The 21,888-nt window shown below is 55.1% G+C and carries 22 protein-coding genes and 1 pseudogene; 13 read left to right on the forward strand and 10 right to left on the reverse strand.

Annotated features, from left to right (window positions below; genetic code table 11):
• The first annotated feature begins 2 nt into the window (after positions 1-2).
• The 7 genes and pseudogenes from fliM to rcsA all read left to right on the forward strand — a co-directional run bounded on the left by fliM (position 3) and on the right by rcsA (position 4,521).
• Complete coding sequence (gene fliM / locus N037_RS19020) at positions 3-1,007, forward strand: flagellar motor switch protein FliM (RefSeq protein ID WP_023336184.1); 1,005 nt, start codon at positions 3-5, stop codon at positions 1,005-1,007.
• A complete protein-coding gene (gene fliN / locus N037_RS19025) occupies positions 1,004-1,417 on the forward strand; it encodes a flagellar motor switch protein FliN (protein ID WP_023312308.1) in 414 nt (137 codons plus the stop codon). Before fliM ends, fliN begins: the two co-directional genes overlap by 4 nt.
• 2 nt (positions 1,418-1,419) lie before the next feature.
• Positions 1,420-1,794 carry a flagellar biosynthetic protein FliO gene (gene fliO, locus N037_RS19030; RefSeq protein WP_023312309.1) on the forward strand — a complete coding sequence of 125 codons (375 nt, stop codon included), beginning with the start codon at positions 1,420-1,422 and terminating at the stop codon, positions 1,792-1,794.
• Positions 1,794-2,531, forward strand: a complete 738-nt coding sequence (gene fliP / locus N037_RS19035) for a flagellar type III secretion system pore protein FliP (RefSeq protein ID WP_023336186.1) — start codon at positions 1,794-1,796, stop codon at positions 2,529-2,531. Before fliO ends, fliP begins: the two co-directional genes overlap by 1 nt.
• Before the next feature lie 9 nt (positions 2,532-2,540).
• Entirely contained in the window at positions 2,541-2,810 is a 270-nt protein-coding gene (gene fliQ / locus N037_RS19040; RefSeq protein ID WP_008500315.1) for a flagellar biosynthesis protein FliQ, read from the forward strand.
• 7 nt (positions 2,811-2,817) lie between these two features.
• Positions 2,818-3,610 (forward strand): annotated as a pseudogene (fliR, locus tag N037_RS19045) (flagellar biosynthetic protein FliR); the annotation flags it as partial.
• A gap of 287 nt (positions 3,611-3,897) precedes the next feature.
• Positions 3,898-4,521: a transcriptional regulator RcsA gene (rcsA, locus tag N037_RS19050; RefSeq protein WP_008500313.1), complete on the forward strand. Its 624-nt coding sequence runs from the start codon at positions 3,898-3,900 to the stop codon at positions 4,519-4,521.
• A 106-nt stretch (positions 4,522-4,627) separates the two neighbouring features.
• Here rcsA and dsrB read toward each other — a convergent pair whose 3' ends face one another.
• Positions 4,628-4,816, reverse strand: coding sequence for a protein DsrB (gene dsrB / locus N037_RS25125; RefSeq protein ID WP_008500312.1), 189 nt, complete (start codon positions 4,814-4,816; stop codon positions 4,628-4,630).
• A 129-nt stretch (positions 4,817-4,945) separates the two neighbouring features.
• Between dsrB and yodD the strand changes: the two genes are divergently transcribed.
• On the forward strand, positions 4,946-5,173 hold the full coding sequence (yodD, locus tag N037_RS19060; protein ID WP_013097742.1) for a YodD family peroxide/acid resistance protein: 228 nt from the start codon (positions 4,946-4,948) through the stop codon (positions 5,171-5,173).
• Between the two features lie 301 nt (positions 5,174-5,474).
• Positions 5,475-6,275 (forward strand): mannosyl-3-phosphoglycerate phosphatase-related protein, encoded by an 801-nt coding sequence (locus N037_RS19065; RefSeq protein WP_023336187.1) that lies wholly within the window; start codon positions 5,475-5,477, stop codon positions 6,273-6,275.
• Here N037_RS19065 and dgcQ read toward each other — a convergent pair.
• From dgcQ to N037_RS19080, 3 genes are all read right to left on the reverse strand, one after another.
• Entirely contained in the window at positions 6,260-7,960 is a 1,701-nt protein-coding gene (gene dgcQ / locus N037_RS19070) for a cellulose biosynthesis regulator diguanylate cyclase DgcQ (RefSeq protein ID WP_023336188.1), read from the reverse strand. The two genes, N037_RS19065 and dgcQ, sit on opposite strands and share 16 nt — an antisense overlap.
• A 73-nt stretch (positions 7,961-8,033) precedes the next feature.
• Positions 8,034-8,216, reverse strand: a complete 183-nt coding sequence (locus N037_RS19075) for a YodC family protein (protein ID WP_008500307.1) — start codon at positions 8,214-8,216, stop codon at positions 8,034-8,036.
• A 78-nt stretch (positions 8,217-8,294) separates the two neighbouring features.
• Positions 8,295-9,206, reverse strand: a complete 912-nt coding sequence (locus N037_RS19080) for a DUF808 domain-containing protein (RefSeq protein WP_023336189.1) — start codon at positions 9,204-9,206, stop codon at positions 8,295-8,297.
• A gap of 178 nt (positions 9,207-9,384) precedes the next feature.
• On the opposite strand from N037_RS19080, the gene yedA reads away from it, so the two are divergent.
• Positions 9,385-10,299 (forward strand): drug/metabolite exporter YedA, encoded by a 915-nt coding sequence (gene yedA, locus N037_RS19085; RefSeq protein ID WP_032642777.1) that lies wholly within the window; start codon positions 9,385-9,387, stop codon positions 10,297-10,299.
• Here yedA and N037_RS19090 read toward each other — a convergent pair.
• From N037_RS19090 to N037_RS19100, 3 genes are all read right to left on the reverse strand, one after another.
• Positions 10,271-10,762: a very short patch repair endonuclease gene (locus tag N037_RS19090; protein ID WP_023336191.1), complete on the reverse strand. Its 492-nt coding sequence runs from the start codon at positions 10,760-10,762 to the stop codon at positions 10,271-10,273. The two genes, yedA and N037_RS19090, sit on opposite strands and share 29 nt — an antisense overlap.
• A complete protein-coding gene (locus N037_RS19095; RefSeq protein WP_023336192.1) occupies positions 10,743-12,158 on the reverse strand; it encodes a DNA cytosine methyltransferase in 1,416 nt (471 codons plus the stop codon). Before N037_RS19095 ends, N037_RS19090 begins: the two co-directional genes overlap by 20 nt.
• Positions 12,159-12,219: 61 nt before the next feature.
• Positions 12,220-12,921 carry a phosphohydrolase gene (locus N037_RS19100; RefSeq protein ID WP_032642778.1) on the reverse strand — a complete coding sequence of 234 codons (702 nt, stop codon included), beginning with the start codon at positions 12,919-12,921 and terminating at the stop codon, positions 12,220-12,222.
• A 284-nt stretch (positions 12,922-13,205) separates the two neighbouring features.
• Between N037_RS19100 and ompC the strand changes: the two genes are divergently transcribed.
• Positions 13,206-14,372 (forward strand): porin OmpC, encoded by a 1,167-nt coding sequence (gene ompC, locus N037_RS19105; RefSeq protein ID WP_032642779.1) that lies wholly within the window; start codon positions 13,206-13,208, stop codon positions 14,370-14,372.
• 57 nt (positions 14,373-14,429) lie between these two features.
• Here ompC and N037_RS19110 read toward each other — a convergent pair whose 3' ends face one another.
• The gene (locus N037_RS19110) at positions 14,430-15,293 is read right to left on the reverse strand and encodes an N-acetylmuramic acid 6-phosphate etherase (RefSeq protein WP_032642780.1); all 864 of its coding nucleotides are present in this window, start codon (positions 15,291-15,293) and stop codon (positions 14,430-14,432) included.
• A 164-nt stretch (positions 15,294-15,457) separates the two neighbouring features.
• On the opposite strand from N037_RS19110, the gene N037_RS19115 reads away from it, so the two are divergent.
• Positions 15,458-17,074 (forward strand): sensor histidine kinase, encoded by a 1,617-nt coding sequence (locus N037_RS19115; protein WP_032642781.1) that lies wholly within the window; start codon positions 15,458-15,460, stop codon positions 17,072-17,074.
• Complete coding sequence (gene dcuR / locus N037_RS19120) at positions 17,071-17,790, forward strand: two-component system response regulator DcuR (protein WP_023336197.1); 720 nt, start codon at positions 17,071-17,073, stop codon at positions 17,788-17,790. The genes N037_RS19115 and dcuR overlap by 4 nt, the downstream gene beginning before the upstream one ends.
• Here dcuR and N037_RS19125 read toward each other — a convergent pair.
• Positions 17,771-18,733, reverse strand: coding sequence for an FAD:protein FMN transferase (locus N037_RS19125; RefSeq protein WP_032642782.1), 963 nt, complete (start codon positions 18,731-18,733; stop codon positions 17,771-17,773). The two genes, dcuR and N037_RS19125, sit on opposite strands and share 20 nt — an antisense overlap.
• Before the next feature lie 94 nt (positions 18,734-18,827).
• Positions 18,828-21,608: a flavocytochrome c gene (locus N037_RS19130; RefSeq protein ID WP_032642783.1), complete on the reverse strand. Its 2,781-nt coding sequence runs from the start codon at positions 21,606-21,608 to the stop codon at positions 18,828-18,830.
• Between the last annotated feature and the right edge of the window lie 280 nt (positions 21,609-21,888).

The raw sequence follows: 21,888 nt of genomic DNA on the forward strand, positions 1-21,888 counted from the left end.
ACATGGGCGACAGTATTCTTTCTCAGGCAGAAATCGATGCGCTGCTCAACGGCGACAGCGATAACAATGATGATCCTAAACCGGGTATTGGCGGCGATAGCGATATTCGTCCCTATGACCCGAATACCCAGCGTCGCGTGGTACGTGAACGTCTGCAGGCGCTGGAGATCATTAACGAACGTTTTGCACGTCAGTTCCGTATGGGGCTGTTTAACCTGCTGCGTCGTAGCCCGGATATCACGGTCGGTGCGATCCGCATTCAGCCGTATCATGAGTTTGCCCGCAACCTGCCGGTGCCAACCAACCTTAACCTGATTCATCTGAAGCCGCTGCGCGGCACCGGTCTGGTGGTGTTTTCGCCAAGCCTGGTGTTCATCGCGGTGGATAACCTGTTCGGTGGCGACGGGCGTTTTCCGACCAAAGTAGAAGGTCGTGAATTCACCCACACCGAACAGCGCGTCATTAACCGCATGCTGAAGCTGGCGCTGGAGTCATACAGCGACGCGTGGAAAGCGATTAACCCGCTGGAAGTGGAGTACGTCCGTTCTGAGATGCAGGTGAAATTTACCAATATCACCACCTCCCCGAACGATATCGTCGTTAACACCCCGTTCCACGTGGAGATCGGCAACCTGACCGGCGAGTTCAACATCTGCCTGCCGTTCAGCATGATCGAACCGCTGCGCGAGCTGCTGGTTAACCCGCCGCTGGAGAACTCCCGCAACGAAGACCAGAACTGGCGTGAAAACCTGGTCCGCCAGGTTCAGCATTCGCAGCTTGAGCTGGTGGCGAGCTTCGCCGATATCCCGCTGCGGTTATCTCAGATCCTGAAATTACAACCCGGCGATGTTTTGCCGATAGAAAAACCCGACCGCATTATTGCCCATGTGGATGGTGTCCCCGTGCTGACAAGCCAGTACGGCACGATTAACGGCCAGTATGCGTTACGCGTTGAGCACTTGATCAACCCGATTTTGAATTCGCTGAATGAGGAACAGCCCAAATGAGTGACATGAACAATCCGTCCGATGAAAACAGCGGAGCACTGGACGATCTGTGGGCTGACGCGTTAAACGAGCAAAAAGCACCCCCGGCCAAAAGCGCAGCGGATGCCGTATTCCAGCAGCTCGGCGGCGGTGACGTTAGCGGTACGCTGCAGGACATCGACCTGATCATGGACATCCCGGTTAAGCTGACCGTTGAGCTGGGACGCACCCGCATGACCATTAAAGAGCTGCTGCGCCTGACGCAGGGTTCCGTGGTGGCCCTTGACGGTCTGGCCGGCGAGCCGCTGGATATTCTGATCAACGGTTATCTGATTGCCCAGGGTGAAGTGGTGGTGGTTGCCGATAAATACGGCGTACGCATCACCGACATCATTACCCCGTCTGAACGTATGCGTCGTCTGAGCCGTTAAGCATGAAAACCCAGGCAACAATATCACAGCCTTCTGCCGTTCCCGGCTCGCCTCTGCTCCAGGTGAGCGGGGCATTGTTCGGTATTATTGCCTTTATTCTTATCGCCGCCTGGCTGGCGAAGCGATTTGGTCTGGCGGGTAAGACCGCCGGTGCCCGCGGCCTGAAGGTCAGCGCCAGCACCACGCTGGGGCCACGGGAACGCGTGGTCATCGTCGAAGTGGACGACGCGCGCCTGGTCCTGGGCGTCACGGCCTCAAACATCAGCGTATTACATAAGCTGCCGCCCGCCCCTGTAGTGGTGGACGAGCGCGCAGACGCCCCCGCGGATTTTCAGTCCGTCATGAAGAGTTTGCTTAAGCGTTCCGGGAGATCCTGATGCGCCGTTTGTTATCCCTGACGCTTGCGGGCGTTGCCCTGTTTGCTCCCGCGGTTTATGCACAGCTGCCCGGTCTGGTCTCCACCCCTCTCGCGGGCGGCGGACAAAGCTGGTCGCTTCCTGTGCAGACGCTGGTGTTCATCACCTCGCTGACGTTTATTCCGGCCATCCTGCTGATGATGACCAGCTTCACCCGCATCATCATCGTTTTTGGTCTGCTGCGAAACGCGCTGGGAACCCCTTCCGCACCGCCAAACCAGGTTCTGCTCGGGCTGGCGCTGTTTTTGACCTTTTTCATTATGTCGCCGGTGATCGACAAGATTTATACCGACGCCTATCAGCCGTTCAGCGAAGACAAAATCTCCATGCAGGAGGCGCTGGATAAAGGCGCGCAGCCGCTGCGGGAATTTATGCTGCGCCAGACGCGCGAAGCCGACCTGGCCCTCTTTGCCCGCCTGTCCAACACCGGCGAGCTGCAGGGACCGGAATCGGTGCCCATGCGTATTCTTCTGCCCGCCTATGTCACCAGCGAGCTGAAAACCGCGTTCCAGATTGGCTTTACCATCTTTATTCCGTTCCTGATAATCGATCTCGTGATCGCCAGCGTCCTGATGGCGCTCGGGATGATGATGGTGCCGCCCGCGACCATTGCCCTGCCCTTTAAGATCATGCTCTTTGTTCTGGTCGACGGCTGGCAGCTGCTGGTCAGTTCGCTGGCGCAGAGTTTCTACAGTTAAGGAACGGCAATGACACCCGAATCGGTCATGATGATGGGCACGGAAGCGATGAAGATCGCGATTGCCGTTGCCGCGCCGCTGCTGCTTGTCGCGCTGGTTACCGGTCTGATTATCAGTATTCTGCAGGCCGCCACGCAGATTAACGAAATGACGCTGTCATTCATCCCGAAAATCATCGCCGTGTTCGTGGCGATTATCGTGGCCGGGCCGTGGATGCTGAACCTGTTGCTGGACTATATGCGCAACCTGTTTACCAACCTGCCGTACATCATCGGCTGACCTGACGATGCTGCACTTCACCAGCGACCAGTGGGTTCAGTGGCTCGGCGTCTATTTCTGGCCGATGCTGCGCATCATGGCGCTGATATCCACCGCCCCGATCCTCAGTGAGAAGTCGATACCCAAGCGCGTCAAGGTGGGGCTGGGCATTATCATCTCCATTATCGTCGCGCCCTCTCTTCCACCCGTGGATATTCCGATCTTCTCGGCGAATGCGGTGTGGGTGGCCTTGCAGCAGGTGATGATTGGCGTCGCCGTCGGCTTCACCATGCAGCTCGCCTTTGCCGCGGTCCGTACCGCTGGGGAACTGATCGGCCTGCAGATGGGGCTATCGTTCGCCACGTTTGTTGATCCCGGTAGTCACCTCAACATGCCCGTGCTGGCGCGCATTATCGATCTGCTCGCCATGCTGCTGTTCCTGTCGTTCAACGGCCATCTGTGGCTTATCTCCATGCTGGTGGATACGTTCCATACGCTGCCGATTGGCGAAAATCCGGTGAACAGCAACGCCTTTCTGGCACTCACTCGCGCTGCGGGGCTGATATTCCTGAACGGGCTGATGCTGGCGCTGCCGATCATCACCCTGCTGCTGACCGTCAACCTGGCATTAGGTTTACTCAACCGAATGGCGCCGCAGCTTTCGGTGTTTGTCATTGGTTTTCCGCTGACGCTGACGGTTGGGATTTTATTAATGTCATTACTGATGCCACTTATCGCTCCCTTCTGTGAACATTTATTCGGCGAGATATTCAACCTGTTAGCAGATATTGTCAGCGAGCTGCCACGTAAATAATAGCCCTCACTGTTGCTATTGTCTTTCTGAGGATATTCCTAAAATAAAACACGTAAAACATCTTCCAGGATATATCTGACGCGGTTTAATTGTTTCTAACCACCTCACAATACTTAATATTTACTTTACTTTAAGAAGATTCCTGGCAAATTATACGTAACTTTACGGGATAGTGAGTCCGCCTGAAAGTCTTTGTCATGCTCACAGGTTTATTATTTTTTTCCATCCCGTATGGCTGTTTTGAGCTCTCAGGCAGATGGTGAATTATCGTTACGCATTGAGTGAGGGTATGCCATGTCAACGATCATTATGGATTTATGCAGCTACACCCGGCTAGGGTTAACCGGGTACCTGGCAAGCAGAGGGGTAAGAAAGAGAGACATCAACGATGCGCACACCGTTGACGAACTCGCAGCCGCTTGTGACGAACTAAAACCAGGCGTGGTGTTTATTAATGAGGACTGTTTCATTCACGATCCAGCCAACAGTCAGCACATTAAGCAAATCATTAATCAGCATCCAAAAACCCTGTTTATTGTTTTTATGGCGATCGCAAATATCCATTTCGATGAGTATTTGTTGGTCCGTAAAAATTTATTGATCAGTTCTAAATCGATTAAACCAGAGTCGCTGGATGACATTCTGGGTGATTATTTGAATAAAGAAGTTAAGAATGTAGGAGCGGTTAACTTACCCACCTTATCATTAAGCAGGACTGAATCAAGTATGCTGCGAATGTGGATGGCGGGACAAGGAACTATTCAGATCTCGGACCAGATGAATATTAAAGCGAAAACCGTTTCGTCACACAAAGGAAATATTAAAAGGAAAATTAAAACGCATAATAAGCAAGTGATCTACCACGTGGTACGCCTGACCGATAATGTGACGAACGGGATTTTCGTCAACATGCGTTAGTCGCTTAAGAAAAGACCCTGTGCACCCTACCTTTGATCTCTGGCCTGGCCAGAGATTTTTGCTTCTATGAGGTTGTCGGGCACGCGCTGTGCTACCCGACGCCGTGCTAGTCTGCTTTCTCAACAAAAATGCCGTCCGGATGCCCCAGCTCGTTAAAAAACCAGATGCCGAGCGGGTAGTCTTCGAGTGATACCAGATACATTGTGCCTTCACTAAACTCTTCAATTGCCAGCACCACACCCGGGCGGCGCGGCCCACCGTCCGTTTTAACCGTTACCCGATCGTTAACCTTCATACATTCCTCCTCTGGTTTTGAGCCAGTGTAGAACAAAACGCAAAAACACACATCGCTACCCGGTGTGAATGGCGTTTTTATACACAGTCTATACTTACCGTTGGACACGGTTGAATGAGGAACCCCGTAATGAAAACCGATAAAGAGTACAGCGACACCATCAAGCGCGAGGTTGAGGTGGATGTCGATGCCCTGCTGGCCGCTATCAATGAGATCAGTGAGTCAGAAGTCCGCCGGACGGACGACAATTCGGACCGCGTCATTGTCAATGGAAGGGATTATCACACCTATCGTGAGCTGGCCGAGGCTTTCGAGCTTGATATTCACGACTTTAGCGTGTCTGAAGCCAATCGGTAGGGCGAAAAAAATCCCGGTCATGGGGATGGCCGGGATCAAAACTTGCTTATGCAAGAAGCACTTGAAAATTCGTTACACCAGGAAATCTGATGTACACGCCACACTATCCCCAACGAATTTGCCTGACAAGCATATATTCTTATGATGAATATAATATTTTTAACATAATGCTTTTTGTTATGAGCAATAATACACGCCGAATGCGGGTTTGCCAGGGAATACTCTCATTTCTCCTGTTAACAATTCGGTTATTTTTTAGGAATTTTCTTAGATCGAAACGAAGCCGTTACCAGGAGTCACTATGCCTTCACTGCGGGATACATTGCTGATTTTTTCTGACCTGGATGGCTCGCTGCTGGATATTCATACCTATGACTGGCAACCCGCAATGCCCTGGCTGGACAGGCTGGTGGATCACCAGGTGCCGGTCATACTCTGCAGCAGCAAGACCGCGGCAGAGATGCTGGATATCCAGCAGGATTTGGGGCTGGAAGGCTTGCCTTTTATTGCCGAGAACGGCGCGGTGATTCAGCCTGACGTGCGCTGGGAGAAGGTTCAGCGCCAGATAAGGGGGATGACGCACCGGGATATTCGCCCGCGGATCGAGCAAATTCGTCTGCAAACGGGCTTTAAATTCACCACCTTCGACGACGTGGATGAGCATGTCATCGGCGAGTGGACCGGACTGACGCGCTACCGTTCAGCGCTTGCCCGCAAGCATGAAGCGTCCGTCACGCTCATCTGGCGCGATACCGACGAGAAAATGGTCCAGTTTGAAGAGGAGCTGGCGCACAGCGGCCTGCAATGCCTGCAGGGGGCGCGCTTCTGGCATATTCTGGACGTCCGCTGTGGTAAGGACGTGGCGGTTAACTGGCTGATTGCGCAGTACCGCGAGCAGGAAGAGATCGAACCCACCACGCTGGGGCTCGGCGACGGCCCTAACGATGCGCCGCTGCTCGACAGCGTTGACTTCGCGGTGGTGATTAAGGGCATTAACCGCCAGGGTATCACGCTACGGGATGATAACCCCGCCCGGGTTTATCACACCCGACAGCCCGGCCCGGCGGGCTGGCAGGAGGGGTTGGATCACTTCCTGTCATAATCCTGCCAGACGACCCGGTTACGGCCGCACTGTTTGGCCTGGTACAGTCGGGCGTCCGCCACGGACTGCAGCTGTTCAAACTCGTAGTTACCCGCTTCATCCGCGCTGCTGACCCCCAGCGACGCGCTGATGCGCAGCGTCGTGCTCTTCTTCACCAGGATCTCCTTGCTGTTGATCCGGCAGCGAATACGGTCCGCCACGCTTCTCGCCTCTTCCAGGCCAATCCCCGGCAGGACGACGCAAAATTCTTCCCCGCCTACACGACCGGCCACATCGTTCTTGCGTAACGCGCTGGCAATCAGTCCGGCCGTATGCGATAGCACCTTATCACCGGCCTGATGGCCGAAGCGGTCGTTAATGTTTTTAAAATGGTCAAGATCGATCTGAATCACCGAGAACGGCAGCGACTGCTGGCGGCAGGTTTCCGCCAGCAATTTTGCGCGGTCGAACAGCGCGCCGCGGTTATTCAGCCGGGTAAGCGGGTCATGCCAGGCCTGCCACTGGAGCGAGTGCTGAAGCGTGTACATGTTACTCACCATGCGGCGGATCACCAGCCACGAGATCAATAGCATGGCGGTAAAGAGCGCCCACAGCAGCGCCAGCACGATGCTGATGCTGCCGAAGTCGTCCTGGACCCCTTCGTGCAGGGTGTGGATCCGCAGGACAACACCGTCGAAGTGATCGAGCCGCTCCCAGCTAACAAAACGGCTTCCGAGGCGGATCCCGCCGCCGGTCGCGTGCTCAATCGCCTGCGCAATCTGCGCCGTTTCGCGTTCGTCAAAATGGTTAACCGCATTTTCCGCGTGGGCTGAGGTGGCAATCAGATTGAGCCGGGTATCGTACAGCTGATACTCCCCTTCCGTTCGGTCTTCCGTTGCATCGGCCAGCAGACGCTGCATCGTGCTCAACGTAAAATCCATCGCCACGACGCCATACCAGTAATGATCGAAATAGATGGGCACGCTGGCGGTGATCATCCGTTCATCATGGGTCCAGGATGACGGGGTAGAGATAAACCAGCGCACCGCGCGCGCGCGATTGTTACGCTCTGACTGCTGGGTAAACCAGGACTGCGTGACCAGATGATAATAGCGGGAGGTAATATCCCCCGCCTGGTCCGGCGTATCCGTGGAAATGAAAAACCCGGCGCGGGATACGTAGATCACGCGCGCTTCCGTTTGCGCTCTCGACGACGCCAGCCTGAGCAGATACCCCACTTCGAGCGCGGCGGAAATTTCGTGACTGAGGCGCTCAGCGTCACGATTCAGAAGCGTGGTTTTGTCGACAAACGCATCCGAAACACCGTTAATGGGGAGGGTGCGTTTTTTATCAACGGCAAGCTGCCAGGTGGGGAGCATGCGGAGCGTGTTAAAGCGTGACACCGCATTCTGTAAAACATCAAATGCCAGCGGCGTCTGGATCGCATCACGCATGCCCTGACGGAACAACAGCATCCTGTCCACGCTGTTCTGTAACTGCCTGTCCAGCGAACTGGCCACCGTATCCAGATGGTTACGCTGGCTGGAGATATACGCCTCTTCGAGGACCACCACCTCACGCCAGGTCAGGAGAGTGGAAAACACCAGAACAACCAGAAAACAGAGATTAACAATCAACCCCGGATTGCTACGATTATGCAGCCATTGCAAAAATGATTGTCTTACAACAAAGGTATCGCGCTGCACACACACTCCATGATGACTGCCTTACACCCGGTACTTGAGATAAAAACGCCCGGCAAAGCCGGGCGTTATGTGATTAAGCCTTGTCCCGCTTGTGCTGCCCGTCCCCCGGCTGAAGCTCATCTTCACGAAATGCTTCCCGCTTGATGCTATAGCCATCGTGCCACCGACATTCCACCATTCCGCTGGAATACCCGGTGACAATCATTCGTGGGCCGCCCTTCTTAGGCTTAACTTCATCACTGACCAAAAAGACCATACCTGCCTCCTGTATCAGGGTGAAACTGTTTCAATTTAGACGACGAATGGTCTTTTTGCATCACTCAACGGGTAACAATTAGTGCGACGTGCCGCGAAGTTTTTCAACCAGCTTCACCGCCGCAACCACGATAGCGCCAATGATAAAGCCCAGCACCAGATTCAGCAGCGTCGGCAGGATCGCCGCGACAACGGCACCCTGCGCCGAGGAGAAATGTTCGATAGCATGGTGCAGCGGAGCGATACCGTGAACCACGATCCCGCCGCCCACGAGGAACATCGCCAGCGTGCCCACCACAGACAAACTCTTCATCAGCCACGGGGCCAGCACAAGCAGGCTTTTACCGATGCCTCTTGCCACCGCGCTCGATTTCTCCTCCAGCCAGTAGCCGATATCATCCAGCTTCACGATCAGCCCCACCAGGCCGTAGACGCCTACGGTGACCAGAATGGCGATGCCGGAGAGGATCAGAACCTGATTCAGGAGCGGCGCGTCAGACACAATGCCCAGCGTAATGGCGACAATTTCTGCGGACAAGATAAAGTCGGTCCGAATGGCGCCTTTGACCTTATCGCGCTCGAAGGTTTTCGGATCCTGCGCGGCCAGCGCTTCGAGACGCTGCTGACGTATCTCCGGCGTATCGCTCTGCTTGCGCGCGCTAAAGGAGTGCAGGACCTTCTCCACGCCCTCGAAGCAGAGAAATGCCCCACCAATCATCAGCAACGGCGTGATGGCCCAGGGAATAAACGCGCTGATCAGCAGCGCCAGCGGCACCAAAATCACCTTATTCAGGAAGGAGCCTTTTGCCACGCCCCACACCACCGGCAGTTCACGGTTAGCCCTTACCCCACTCACCTGTTGGGCGTTAAGCGATAAATCATCTCCCAGCACGCCTGCCGTTTTTTTTGCCGCCAGTTTACCCATCACTGAAATGTCATCCAGTAAGGTGGCAATATCATCCAGCAATGTTAATAAGCTACTTCCTGCCAAAATCTTAATCCTTCATTTTTTGGTAATTAAGTGAATAGTATGGAGCAAAAGCGCAAACCCGGAAACAGGCACCTCACGTCAACAAAAAATTAACATCAACTGCACAATTAAAGGACTCGCCAGCACGATAGTTTTCGCGTTTACTATCAGCGACCTTTTTATTACGTCGTGAGGGATTATGCGTTTCCGGCAATTGCTACCGCTCATTGGGGCACTCTTTTCGCTGTACATCATCTGGGGCTCAACCTACTTTGTCATTCGCATTGGCGTGGAAAGCTGGCCGCCGCTGATGATGGCGGGCATCCGCTTCCTCTCGGCTGGCGTCTTGCTGCTCGCGTTTCTTCTGCTGCGCGGACATAAGCTTCCCCCGCTGCGCCCAATGCTGAATGCCGCCCTGATCGGCCTGCTGCTGCTGGCGGTGGGCAATGGCTTTGTGACGGTTGCCGAGCACCAGAACGTACCGTCCGGGATCGCCGCCGTGGTCGTTGCCACCGTACCGCTGTTTACCCTCTGCTTTAGCCGCCTTTTCGGTATCCGCACCCGCAAGCTGGAATGGCTGGGGATTGGTATTGGCCTCGCCGGCATTATTCTGCTCAACAGCGGCGGAAACCTGAGCGGGAATCCGTGGGGCGCAGTGATTATCCTGATTGGCTCGATGAGCTGGGCGTTTGGTTCCGTCTACGGTTCGCGTATCGAACTGCCGACCGGCATGATGGCGGGGGCGATTGAGATGCTCGCCGCCGGAATTATGCTCCTGCTCGCCTCCACGCTGGCGGGAGAAAAGCTGACGACCCTGCCGCCGCTGTCGGGCTTTCTGGCGGTAGGCTACCTGGCGCTGTTTGGCTCACTCATCGCCATTAACGCCTACATGTTCCTGATCCGCAACGTCTCCCCGGCCGTCGCCACCAGCTATGCCTACGTCAATCCGGTCGTGGCCGTGCTGCTCGGGACTGGACTGGGAGGAGAAAAGCTCTCTCCTGTGGAATGGATTGCTTTAGGGGTCATCGTGTTTGCCGTCGTGCTGGTCACCCTGGGCAAATATTTACTGCCCGCAAAACCGGTGGTCACGCCTTGCGAGGTGGAGAAACCTTAAGCAGGTGAATACCCTGCGTGTCGATCTGCGCGGTCTGGCCGCCGCCGCAGATCCACTCTTCCAGCCGTTCGGTCAGTTCGGTATCGTTCAGTTTTAATCTGCCTCTCAGCGCGCACTCCCAGACGATCATCACCCGCCAGCCCTGCGCAATCAGCGCGCTAAGGTCCCGGCTGTCGCGCTCGACGTTCTTGCCAATTTTATCCAGCCAGAAATCGGTGCGCGTCGCGGGGACTTTAAACAGGTAGCAGTCGTGGTGGTGCCAGAAACAGCCGTGGGTAAAGATAATGCACTGCCAGGCGTCGATGACGAAATCCGGACGGCCCGCAAGCGTGGGATCCTGCACGCGGAAATCAAATCCCGCCTGCGTCAGCAGCCCGGCCAGGCGTTTTTCGATGGCGGTGTCACGCGTGCCGATGGCACGCATATTTTTACTGCGCGTCGCCTTATCGTGAACATCCGTCATTGACGGCCTCACCCTGGCGGAGCGCCACCGCCTGTCTGATGCGCGAGGCCAGCAGTTTTGCCACGGCCGCGAACGCGGGAACCACCACCGAATTACCAAACTGGCGGTACGCCTGGGTGTCCGAAACCGGAATGCGGAAGCGGTAACCCTGCGGAGTCTCAAATCCCATCAGCCGGGCGCATTCCCGCGGCGTTAAGCGTCGCGGACGGTGACGCTGGTTGTGCGGATCGTCGAAATCTTTTTCCCCGAGCGCCTTGTCCCAGCCTCTGTCGATCAGGATTTCCGCGCCGTCTTTGTAGTAGCGAGCAGACAACGTACGGGTCACGCTGTGCGGATCGTTCGGGTTGACCATCCCAAAACCGAAGCCGTTGCCCTTCGCCTGATGCTTCTTGGCATAGCGATAGAGGTATTTCCACAGCACCGGGGTCAGGATAAATTTCGCGTCCACGACAGGCTCCAGCAGCTCGGCCACGGTAGGACGCCGCTCGGGATACAAAGACGGGATATCCCGGAGGGTGAAATCGCCTTTCAGATTGAGATCGCGGCGGAAACCCACCAGCACGATACGTTCGCGATGCTGGGGCAGGAAATGCTTCCCATCAATGATTTTGGGATCGTCCGCCCCCATGTCCTGTGAATCGGCCACGTCATAGCCCAGTTCATCCAGGGTTTGCATGATAATGCGGAAGGTTTTCCCGCCGTCGTGGCTTTTTAAATTTTTGACGTTTTCCAGCACAAAAATGGCCGGACGACGGGCGTCAATAATGCGCGCCACGTCAAAAAACAGCGTTCCCTGCGTATCGCAGGCGAAGCCGTGGGCACGTCCGAGGGCATTCTTTTTAGAGACGCCGGCCAGCGAGAAGGGCTGACACGGGAAGCCTGCCAGCAACACGTCATGCGCCGGGATCGTCTGGCGAATGTGCTCGGCGGCCTGTTCATCGCTCACGCCGCTTTTGTGGCTCAGGGTCACATCGCGGATATCCGCGTTGAAATGATGTTCGTGCGGATCGCAGTACCAGTTGGCCTTGTAGGTTCGTACGGCGTGTTTGTTCCACTCGCTGGTAAACACGCACTGGCCGCCGATGGCTTCAAAACCGTGTCGGATGCCGCCGATACCGGCAAACAGATCGATAAAGCGGAAGGCATAGTTCGGATGCGCGGCAGAAGGACGCGGAAGCAGGTTTTGCAGATAACGAAATTCGCCTTCACTCAGGCGACGCCCTGCGCGTTCGCTGGTCAGCAGACGTTTAAGGATCGCCGGGCTCCAGTGGCTCTCGCCGTGCGCCACCAGCAGATTGGCCAGCGTTTTAGCATCATAGATATCCAACAGCTGGCGCAGTAAGGCCTGCACCGTTGCCGTTGATTTCTCAGCCTGCTCAGGCGCGGGCTCTGTCACTGATCGATTTTCCTGCATTCTTTTAACCGGAGAATAAAGACTGGGAACAGATTACCACAGTTCAGTTGCGCAAACTGCGACGGAAGCGGTTCAACACCTGGCTATCCAGCCCGATGCAGTCGCCGTGTAATTCGGCACTGAGTTTCGCCATAAACTGGATCAGGAAATCGGCATTGTGACGTGCCAGCTCGCGGCCCATTTCCGTTTGCATTGTATCAGGCAATCGCAGCAGCTTGGTCTGAAAATGGTCGAGGGCAAACGCACGATCGTCAAGGGTACGCCCATCGGCAAAGGGATCGTCGGCATCAAAAAGCGGCACGCCCAGCGCGCCCGAGACGGCAAAGACGCGCGCCAGACCAATAGCGCCTAACGCTTCCAGCCGGTCTGCATCCTGCACAATTTTGGCCTCCGCGCTCTGCGGCGCAATCCCGGCGCTGAAGCTGTGCGCCTCAATCGCGTGCGCGACGGCGGCAGCGTGCTCTGGCGGAAAGTCAGGGAAGTCGCGACGCAGAATGTCACACGTCTTACGCGCTGCCAGCTGTGATGAGCGGCTGCGATCGGGATGGTTTTTCGGCAGGCTGACAATATCGTGGAAATAACATGCGGTCAGGATCACCAGCGGCTCCACCGCTTGATGAACCATGATTTTTTGCGCCGTCATCCAGACCCGACGAAAATGCGAAATATCATGTGCGGTATCGTCGTTGCTGTGGTTTTCCTCGAGCCAGCGCTCAAACCTGTGCTGCCACCGGGCAAGTTCCATCGTCATATCCTGTTGTTTGAAAGAGCCAGAATTATAACACAGCCGAATTAAACCATTTAAAAAATAGAATTACGAAATACTTAATAATAATTACCTCATATGAATTCAATGAATTAATTCATTGGAAAAATAAAGAGATTAATAGAAATATTTTGCAATATTTCATCGAGTTTAATTACATTTATTTTTGAAACTAAATGACATCTCCTGGAATAGTATCGACCCTGTAATTACGGAGGGTGATTACATATATTCATATAAATTATCTTTAAAGGGAATATATAATGAAAAGAAAAGTTCTGGCAATTCTCGTACCCGCCTTATTAATGGCAGGCGCAGCAAATGCGGCTGAGATGTACAACAAAAACGGCAACAAAGTTGACCTGTACGGCAAAGTTGATGCGCGTCATACCTTCTCTGACAACCCGGGCGACGATGGCGATGAAACCTATGTACAGGTTGGTTTCAAAGGCGAAACTCAGATCGCTAAAGACCTGATCGGTTACGGTCAGTGGGAATACAAAACCTACGCTAACGATACAGAAGGCGCAGGCGACAAATCGTTTAACCGTCTGGCATACGCTGGCCTGAAATATGGCGAATACGGTTCATTTGACTATGGCCGTAATTACGGCGTCGTGTACGACGTAGAAGCCTGGACCGATATGCTACCTGTATTTGGCGGTGATTCTTACACCTGGACCGATAACTTTATGAACGGTCGTGCTAACGGTCTGGCAACCTACCGTAATAGCGATTTCTTCGGTCTGGTGGAAGGTCTGAATTTCGCGCTGCAGTATCAGGGTGCGAACGAAAGCCAGGATGCAACAGAAGATCAGGAAGGCACGAAAAACGGTCATAAAGACGTACGCTTCCAGAACGGCGATGGCTTCGGCATGTCTACCTCCTACGACTTCTCTGGCGATCTTACCGGCCTGAGCCTGGGTGCGGCATACTCCTCTTCTGATCGTTCGAATAAGCAAGAAGGTTATGGTGAGAAATACAGCGCACGTTTCGCTGGCGGCAAAACGGCTGAAGCCTGGACCATTGGCGCGAAATATGATGCCAATAGCGTCTACCTGGCGATGATGTACGCTGAAACCCGCAACATGACGCCATACGGTGATTATGGTATTGCGGATCAGACTCAGAACTTCGAAGCGGTAGCACAGTACCAGTTCGATTTCGGCCTGCGTCCATCCCTGGCATGGGTTTACTCCAAGGGCAAGGACATGACTTATCCAGGCAACACCAGCAATCCTCAGGGTCAGCGTGGTGACATGGACCTGGTTAACTATATCGACCTGGGTATGACCTACAGCTTTAACAAGAATTTCTCTACCTACGTTGACTACAAAATCAACATGCTGGACAACGATGACAGCTTCTACGAAGCCAATGGTATTTCCACCGATGACATCGTCGGCGTCGGCATGACCTACCAGTTCTAATCCCCAAAATACCAAAGGCCGCATTTGCGGCCTTTTTTTATTTCTTCACGGTCCGTGTTACGGCGCTTCCTGCAGCGCCACGCGGATAAACCCGTTATTCTGCGCCAGCAGCTCATGGGCTTTCCACGCATCCAGTCCTGTCAGCACCATTAATACTGCCGTTTTACAGTGATGGTTACAGCTCTCCAGCGCGGCTTTTGCCTCCGCCCGGGAGCATCCCCCCGCCTCCATCACAATGGCGATTTGCCGTTCAGCCCATTTGGTATTGCTTGCCTCGAGATCCACACGCAGGTTGCTGTAAACGCGTCCGGTTCGGACGGCCAGCCCGGTGGCGATCATCGAGAGGATCATTTTCTGCGCAATCCCCGCTTTGGTGTTGATATACCCTGCAACGACATCGGCACCCAGCTCCGGAGCGATAACCATGCTTGCCAGCTGCGCGGCTTCACTTTGCGCATCACCGGTAATAATGGCGACCGGTGAACCCAGCGACCACGCATGCCGCATTGCTCCCCAAACCCACGGCGTTTTTCCGCTGACGGTCACGGCCAGCATCATATCGTGTTCACCAAACTTGATGGCCTGCAGATCGGCAACGCCGCGCTCGTAGCTCCCTTCCCCTTCTTGCGCCGTCACGGCCATCACAGGGGTTTTGCCCGGCGCATAGTCATCGGCAACCTGTTGCGCAATGCACCCCGACGGACCCGCGCCAACGATGACAAGGCGACCGCCGCGGCTGAGCGCTGCGGCGGCGTTGTCCACCACGCGGGCAATAGTCTCTAAACAGGGGGTAATAGCAGCAGAAATGAGTGCATCATCCTGGTGAATGACTTTCAGCATGTCCAGCGTGGACAATCTATCAATATTCATCGTGCTGGCGTGCCGTCTTTCCTTGACCGAACCGGTAAGCATAATGCTCATAAACAGCCTCCTTATTATGAGTACCCCCACACTATAAAGTGTTTTATATAGATGACCTGCGAGGGGGGTCACGAAAAGAGGACCAAATCCACGCCTTTACATGGCTTTAAGAAAAGCCCGTCATCGGCGATAATTACCCCTTTCTTAATCATCGCGGAGTGTTGATGAGCGATTTGCAGCCTTTCCTTCCGACGCGCAAGCGCCCCATGAAGCTGAACACCCTGGTCACATTGATGGTGTGCGCGATTATTGCCTCTGTGCTGCTGGTGGTCTTTGCGCTCTACTCCGTACAAATCACCCGGGCGACCCGCGATGATGTGAAAGACACCGCGCTCGGCATCGCCCGCACCCTCGCCGACAGCCCCGAGATACAGCGCGGCCTGATGCAGGCTCCGCAGGAGAATATTATTCAGCCCATCGCCCAGGCGGTGACGAAACGAAACGATCTGCTGTTCACCGTGGTCACCGATATGCGAGGGATCCGCTACTCTCACCCGAACGAGGCGCTGCTGGGGCTGCATTTTATCGGTGATGATTTAACCCCCGCGCTGGAAGGCAAAGAGAACGTATCGGTTAACCGGGGCGCGCTCGCCGAAGCGCTGCGCGTTTTTACCCCCGTCTACGACGGCCAGCACGAGCAGATCGGCGTAGTGGTGGTCGGTATCTCCCTGAATAAGGTTGAAGAGCAGATTGCCCGCGGGCGGCTAAACGCCGTCTGGACCATTTTATTCAGTATTTTTATGAGCTCGATGGCGATTTGGGGCCTGGTGCGGGTCCTGAAACGCATCCTGTTCGGACTCGAACCTTACGAAATTTCCGTCCTGTTCGAACAGCGTCAGGCGATGCTGCAGTCGCTTCGCGAGGGGGTGCTGGCCGTCGATATTCACGGGCGCGTGACGATGATCAACCAGACCGCCAGAGAAATATTGCTTCTCCCCGCCGGCAAGCAGACCGAAAACGCCAGCGCGCCCCTGCTGGCCGGCCTGCGTGAAGTCTCAAAGACGGGCGTTGCGCGCCAGGATCAGGAGATCAGCTGTAACGGGCGTCTGTTGCTTTGCAATATGGTGCCCGTTAAAAGTCAGGATCGGGTGATCGGCGCCATCACCACCTTCCGTGATAAAACGGAAATCAGCCAGCTGATGCAGCGTATTGATGGCATGGTTAACTACGTCGACGCCCTGCGCAGCCATACCCACGAGTTTATGAATAAACTGCATGTGATCCTGGGCCTGCTGCACATGAAGCGCTACGACAAGCTGGAAGAGTACATCATTCAGACGGCACAAAATTACCAGACGGATATCGGTACGATACAGAGCAAGGTAAAATCCCCGGTTATCGCCGGGTTCCTGCTGGGTAAAATCAACCGGGCGAAGGAAGCGGGCGTCACCCTGACGCTGGCGGATGAATGCCAGATACCGGATACCGCGAGTGAAGAGCAGGTCGCGGTGCTGATCACCGCGCTGGGTAACCTTATTGAAAACGCGCTCGACGCGATGGAAGGACAGCAGGAAGGTGAGATCGGCCTGCTGCTGCATTATCAGAATGGCTGGCTCAGCTGTGAAGTCAGCGACGATGGCCCCGGCATTGATCCTACCCAGCTGGAAGCTATTTTTACAAAGGGCTTCTCAACAAAAGGTGAAAACCGCGGCGTTGGGCTGTTCCTTGCTCGCCAGCAGATCCAGAACCTCGGCGGCGATATCACCGTCGAGTCTGAGCCTGGCGTATTTACCCAATTTTTTGTTCACATCCCCTGGGATAGCGAGAGGAATATCGCGTGATAAATGTATTAATTGTCGATGATGACGCCATGGTAGCCGACCTCAACCGTCTGTATGTCAACCGTGTTGAAGGTTTTAGCTGCTGCGGCGTCGCCTCCACGCTAAACCAGGCCGAGGCCATCATTAATAACCCCGGGCAGCCTGTCGATCTGGTGCTGCTGGATGTCTATATGCAGCAGGATAACGGGCTGGATCTGCTGCCTGTTATTCGCGCATCCGGTCGCCCAATCGATGTGATTATGATCTCGTCGGCAGCCGACGCCGCCACGATCCAGACCTCTATTCACTACGGCGTGGTGGATTATCTGATAAAGCCGTTCCAGTTCCCGCGCTTTGAAGAGGCGCTGAACGGCTGGAAGGCAAAGCACAACCTGATGGGTTCGCACCAGTATTATGAGCAGGCCGACGTCGACCGGCTGATCCACGGCGGGGCGCCGGAGCTGGCGGACAGTAAAAAGCTGCCGAAGGGGTTAACGCCGCAAACGCTGCGCACGATTTGCCAGTGGATTGACGCTCACCCGGAAACGGAGTTCTCTACCGATGACCTGGCAAACGCGGTCAATATCTCCCGCGTGTCATGCCGTAAGTACCTGATTTGGCTCGCGCAAATCAACATTCTGTTCACCAGCATTCACTACGGCGCGACCGGGCGTCCGGTGTATCGCTACCGTCTCCAGCCGGAGCAGACCGGCCTGCTCAAGCAATACTGTCAGTAACGCGGTAGTCGTCATCCAGCAGGGTAAAGCGGAAGTGGTGTGCTGAAGAGAACACCACTTCTTTTGTTTTGGTCACAAAGATTGCTTCTATATCGGGGCGTGCGCGCAGGGCGGCACAGCCCTTTTCTATCCCCATGCCGTACATCAGCGTGGTCCAGATATCCCCGTCGATAGAGTCTTTCGAAATAATCGTCACGCTGTCCAGCTCGTTGTCCAGCGGATACCCGGTACGCGGGTCGAGAATATGGTGATAGCGCCTGCCGTTTTGCTCAAAGTAGCGCTCGTAGGTTCCCGACGTCACGACGGACAGGTTCTCTACGGTCATCGTGCCGATCAGCGCGTCACCGGCGAACGGTTTTTTCAGCCCCACGCTCCAGCCTCCTTCCGGCGAGCCTAACGTTTGAATGTTCCCGCCGAGGTTGATCAGCCCCAGCTCAGCGCCCTCTTTATGAAGGTAATCACGCACCCTGTCGGCGATATAGCCTTTGGCGATGGCCCCCAGATCGATCTCCATCCCCGCTCTGGTCAGAAACACGCTGCTGCTGGCCTCATCAAGAATGACATCTTCAGGACGGGTAATCGCGAGCAGCGACGCGATTTCATCGGCAGGCGGAACGCTGTCCCCCTGAAAACCAATTTTCCAGCGTTTAACCAGCGGACCTATCGCCAGATTAAAGGCGCTGTCCTTGAGCAGGCTTGCCGCTTTTGCACAGCGGATCAGCTCAAACACCGGCCGGCTGACGGTAACCGGATGCTGGCCGGCCGCATGGTTGATGTCCATGACCTGCGAATGCGCGCGGTTGACGGTGAGCAGATCTTCGTACTGTTTGATCAGGCGAAAGACGCGGGACGCGAGGGCTTCGTCGTGGGAGAAGAGTTTCAGGAGAATGGGTGAGCCCATCAGGACGGCGGAGTAGCTGTAAACGCGATGGCTATCAGGCATAGCATGAGTCCTCAGATGTAGCCCCGGCAGGCACCGTGCCGCCGGGGAAAATGCCGGATAGCGCTGCGCGTATCCGGCCTACAACACAGGGGTCTTACTGCTTTTTCGAACGCATAGCCGCCTGATGTCCTGCAAGCGTACCAAAAATAATGATATCTGCCACTGCGTTACCGCCGATACGGTTAGCGCCGTGGATCCCGCCGACCACTTCACCGGCCGCAAACGCGCCTGGCAGAACGTTGTGGTTGCTGTCCAGCACGCAGGTTTCGGTGTTGATGGTCACGCCGCCCATGGTGTGGTGCACGCCCGGCGCAATCTGGATGGCGTAGAACGGCCCTTCGTTGATGGGCGCACGCAGCGCGGTGGTACGACCAAAATCGTCATCGTGCTGTTTCTCAACGAAACCGTTGTAGCGTTCCAGGGTCGCGAGGAAAGCGTGGTGATCCATACCCAGCGCTTCAGCCAGGGCTTTTGGCGAGCTGGCGCTGGTCACGAAACCTTTCGCGATGTACTCATCAGCGGCTTTGTTTTTGGCACGGACGTGCTCGTCAAAGACGATGTATGCGTATTTCTCCGGCAGCGCGATGATTGACGCCGAGACTTTATCGCGGGTCGACATTTCGTTGTAGAAGCGCTCCCCTTTCTGATTGACCAGAATCGCCCCGCCGCCGCGGATGGATTCGGAAATCAGGTACGAGGTTTTCTGCTCCACGGTTGGGTGAATTTGGATTTCGCCCATATCCACGGTACCCGCCCCGATGCGTTCCAGCAGCGCAATGCCGCCACCGGTTGCCCCTTTGTGGTTTGTGGTGACGAACCCGTCCAGATCCGGACGGTATTTCACAACCATCTGGCTGTTGGCGCTGAAGCCACCGGTGGCGACAATCACGCTTTTGGTTGCCACGGTGACGGTTTCGTTCTCCTCGGTGGTCAGACGTACGCCGGTCACTTCGCCGTTCTCGAAGAGGATGTCGCTGACGGAGGTATCGAGCATCACCTCGATATTGCGTTTGTTAACGTTACGCACCAGGCCGCTGATCAGGTAGCCCCCCACCGCAGAACCGTCTTTTGGACGGTGAGTACGGTCGATGCTCATCCCGCCGGTGGTGGTGATGTCGTTCAGCATGATGCCGCGCGTGGCCAGCCACTCAATCGCCTGCGGCGCGTTCTCGACAAAGCGACGCAGCAGTTCCGGGTTATTCTTGTTGCCGCCGCCTTTCAGGCTTTCCTGATAGAACAGCTCTTTACTGTCCTGAATGCCCTTCACGCGCTGGAAGCGGGTTTCGGCGGCGTTCATACCGGCAGAGGCTTTAATGGTGTTCCCGCCGATGGTCGGCATTTTCTCGACAATCAGCACGCTCGCGCCTTCGTCGTGAGCCTGAATCGCCGCCGCCAGACCGGCGCCGCCGCTGCCGACAACGACCACGTCCACGCTGCGGGTTTCGTTCGGGTCAACGCCCTCTTCCGCGGCCAGCGCTTTGCTGGATTTCAGCATCGCTTTCGAGACCGCTTTCTTCACCGCTTCACTCTGGCTGGTTGCGCCGGTGATGGCATCCACGTGCGGGGTGTTGGCGTCCAGAATGCGGGTACGGATCTCTTCAAAGCTGGTCACAAACTCAACGTCTTCACTCGGGCCGGAGGCCAGCTCGATGTCCGCAATGCGGTCGGTTTCCAGGCTGACGTTAATCACCAGTTCGTTAGCGTCATCCTGCACTTTCTCAGCAAAGGTACCCGGTTTGAATTTGGATTCGCCCATGCTCATGTCGCGGATCATCGCTTCTACCAGCGAGAAGCGCCACAGCGGTTCCGGAATGCTCAACTCTTCGCGTTTGGTGCTGTCCATAAACAGCTCCAGGCTTTCGCCAGCCGCGATGCGGTCGGTCCAGTCCGGGTAAGCGATGGTGGCGCGGCCAACGGCAATCAGATCGTAACCGTGGTCCAGCGCTTCATTCACATCTGAAGCATTTACCACGCCGCCCACGCCCATGACCGGAACCTGCGCCAGCGTTTCAGAACGCATCGCGCAGTATTTTTCGATAAGCGGGGTCGGATCCTGGGTGTCGACAATGGAAGGACGCAGGGTCGCGCCGACGGAGAAGTGCAGGTAGTCCACGCCGCGCGCCGCCAGTTTTTCCAGCAGGTACATGGTGTCGTCAAAGCGAATGCCCGGGACTTCCATCTCTTCCGGGGAGAAGCGGTAGCCAATAATAAACGCGTCGTCCGCGTACTGGCGCACCATTTTGTGGGTAATGTCCAGCACCGCCAGCGGGAACTTCGCGCGGTTATCGCGACTGCCGCCCCACTCGTCGTCGCGCTGGTTAGAGTTTGGCGAATAGAACTGCTGAATCAGATAGGTGTTCGCCCCGTGGATCTCCACGCCGTCGAAACCGGCCTGGATGGCGCGGCGCACGGCCTCACCAAATTTGCCGATCATGCCTTCCACTTCTTCAGCGGTCAGGGCTACCGGCGTTGCGGCACCTTCACGCGGCGCGGCTACGGCGCTCGGGCCAACCGGGGTACGGCCACCGATCAGTTTTGGGTCGACCATGCGGCCGCCGTGGTAGATCTGCAGCAGCGCCTTAGACCCTTTGGACTTAATGGCCTCTGCGATTTTCGCCAGCCCGGCAATTTTCTCGTCATTATCAATACCGATGGCACCCGGGAAGGCGAGACCGAGATCGTCGACGAAGCAGCACTCCACGATGATGGTACCGATGCTGCCGGAACGGGCCCGATAGTACTCCACCAGCTCGCTGGTGACGGTGCCGTCAAAATAGCCGGTACAGGTTGTCATAGGGGCCATTAACAAACGGTTTTTCAGTTCAGTACCATTCGGTAATGTGAAGGGGCTAAGAATACGTTCGTTAGTGCTCATAATTGAAACTCCAAACTTTTAAAAATTAAGAATTCGTTATCGGATTGATTTTTTATTTCGTCGTTATTTGCCGATGTCATGATATTAATATAATGATTTTTTTAGTTTCTAAAGTTATTACGTTAGTTAAAAAACTATTTAATCCCTGCGATAACACAAATAACACATTGGTGTTAGCGATTGTAATTCAGCCATTCACAATAATTTAAAAATCGTTAAATTATTAATGGTAAAACCAATTCACCGTTTCGCACTCAAACCCTATAAAAACAACAAGATA

The organism is Enterobacter sp. EGD-HP1 (assembly GCF_000733275.2).
Lineage (GTDB): Bacteria > Pseudomonadota > Gammaproteobacteria > Enterobacterales > Enterobacteriaceae > Enterobacter.

Bases quoted from the DNA above. Each gene is read 5' to 3' on its own strand.
- fliO (WP_023312309.1), top strand. From the start codon at position 1,420: ATGAAAACCCAGGCAACAATATCACAGCCTTCTGCCGTTCCCGGCTCG.
- yodD (WP_013097742.1), top strand. From the start codon at position 4,946: ATGAAAACCGATAAAGAGTACAGCGACACCATCAAGCGCGAGGTTGAG.
- rcsA (WP_008500313.1), top strand. From the start codon at position 3,898: ATGTCAACGATCATTATGGATTTATGCAGCTACACCCGGCTAGGGTTA.
- fliP (WP_023336186.1), top strand. From the start codon at position 1,794: ATGCGCCGTTTGTTATCCCTGACGCTTGCGGGCGTTGCCCTGTTTGCT.
- N037_RS19115 (WP_032642781.1), top strand. From the start codon at position 15,458: ATGAGCGATTTGCAGCCTTTCCTTCCGACGCGCAAGCGCCCCATGAAG.
- N037_RS19065 (WP_023336187.1), top strand. From the start codon at position 5,475: ATGCCTTCACTGCGGGATACATTGCTGATTTTTTCTGACCTGGATGGC.
- yedA (WP_032642777.1), top strand. From the start codon at position 9,385: ATGCGTTTCCGGCAATTGCTACCGCTCATTGGGGCACTCTTTTCGCTG.
- ompC (WP_032642779.1), top strand. From the start codon at position 13,206: ATGAAAAGAAAAGTTCTGGCAATTCTCGTACCCGCCTTATTAATGGCA.
- fliQ (WP_008500315.1), top strand. From the start codon at position 2,541: ATGACACCCGAATCGGTCATGATGATGGGCACGGAAGCGATGAAGATC.
- dsrB (WP_008500312.1), bottom strand. From the start codon at position 4,816: ATGAAGGTTAACGATCGGGTAACGGTTAAAACGGACGGTGGGCCGCGC.
- N037_RS19110 (WP_032642780.1), bottom strand. From the start codon at position 15,293: ATGAGCATTATGCTTACCGGTTCGGTCAAGGAAAGACGGCACGCCAGC.
- N037_RS19075 (WP_008500307.1), bottom strand. From the start codon at position 8,216: ATGGTCTTTTTGGTCAGTGATGAAGTTAAGCCTAAGAAGGGCGGCCCA.
- N037_RS19125 (WP_032642782.1), bottom strand. From the start codon at position 18,733: ATGCCTGATAGCCATCGCGTTTACAGCTACTCCGCCGTCCTGATGGGC.
- N037_RS19090 (WP_023336191.1), bottom strand. From the start codon at position 10,762: ATGACGGATGTTCACGATAAGGCGACGCGCAGTAAAAATATGCGTGCC.
- N037_RS19100 (WP_032642778.1), bottom strand. From the start codon at position 12,921: ATGGAACTTGCCCGGTGGCAGCACAGGTTTGAGCGCTGGCTCGAGGAA.
- fliM (WP_023336184.1), top strand. From the start codon at position 3: ATGGGCGACAGTATTCTTTCTCAGGCAGAAATCGATGCGCTGCTCAAC.
- N037_RS19130 (WP_032642783.1), bottom strand. From the start codon at position 21,608: ATGAGCACTAACGAACGTATTCTTAGCCCCTTCACATTACCGAATGGT.
- fliN (WP_023312308.1), top strand. From the start codon at position 1,004: ATGAGTGACATGAACAATCCGTCCGATGAAAACAGCGGAGCACTGGAC.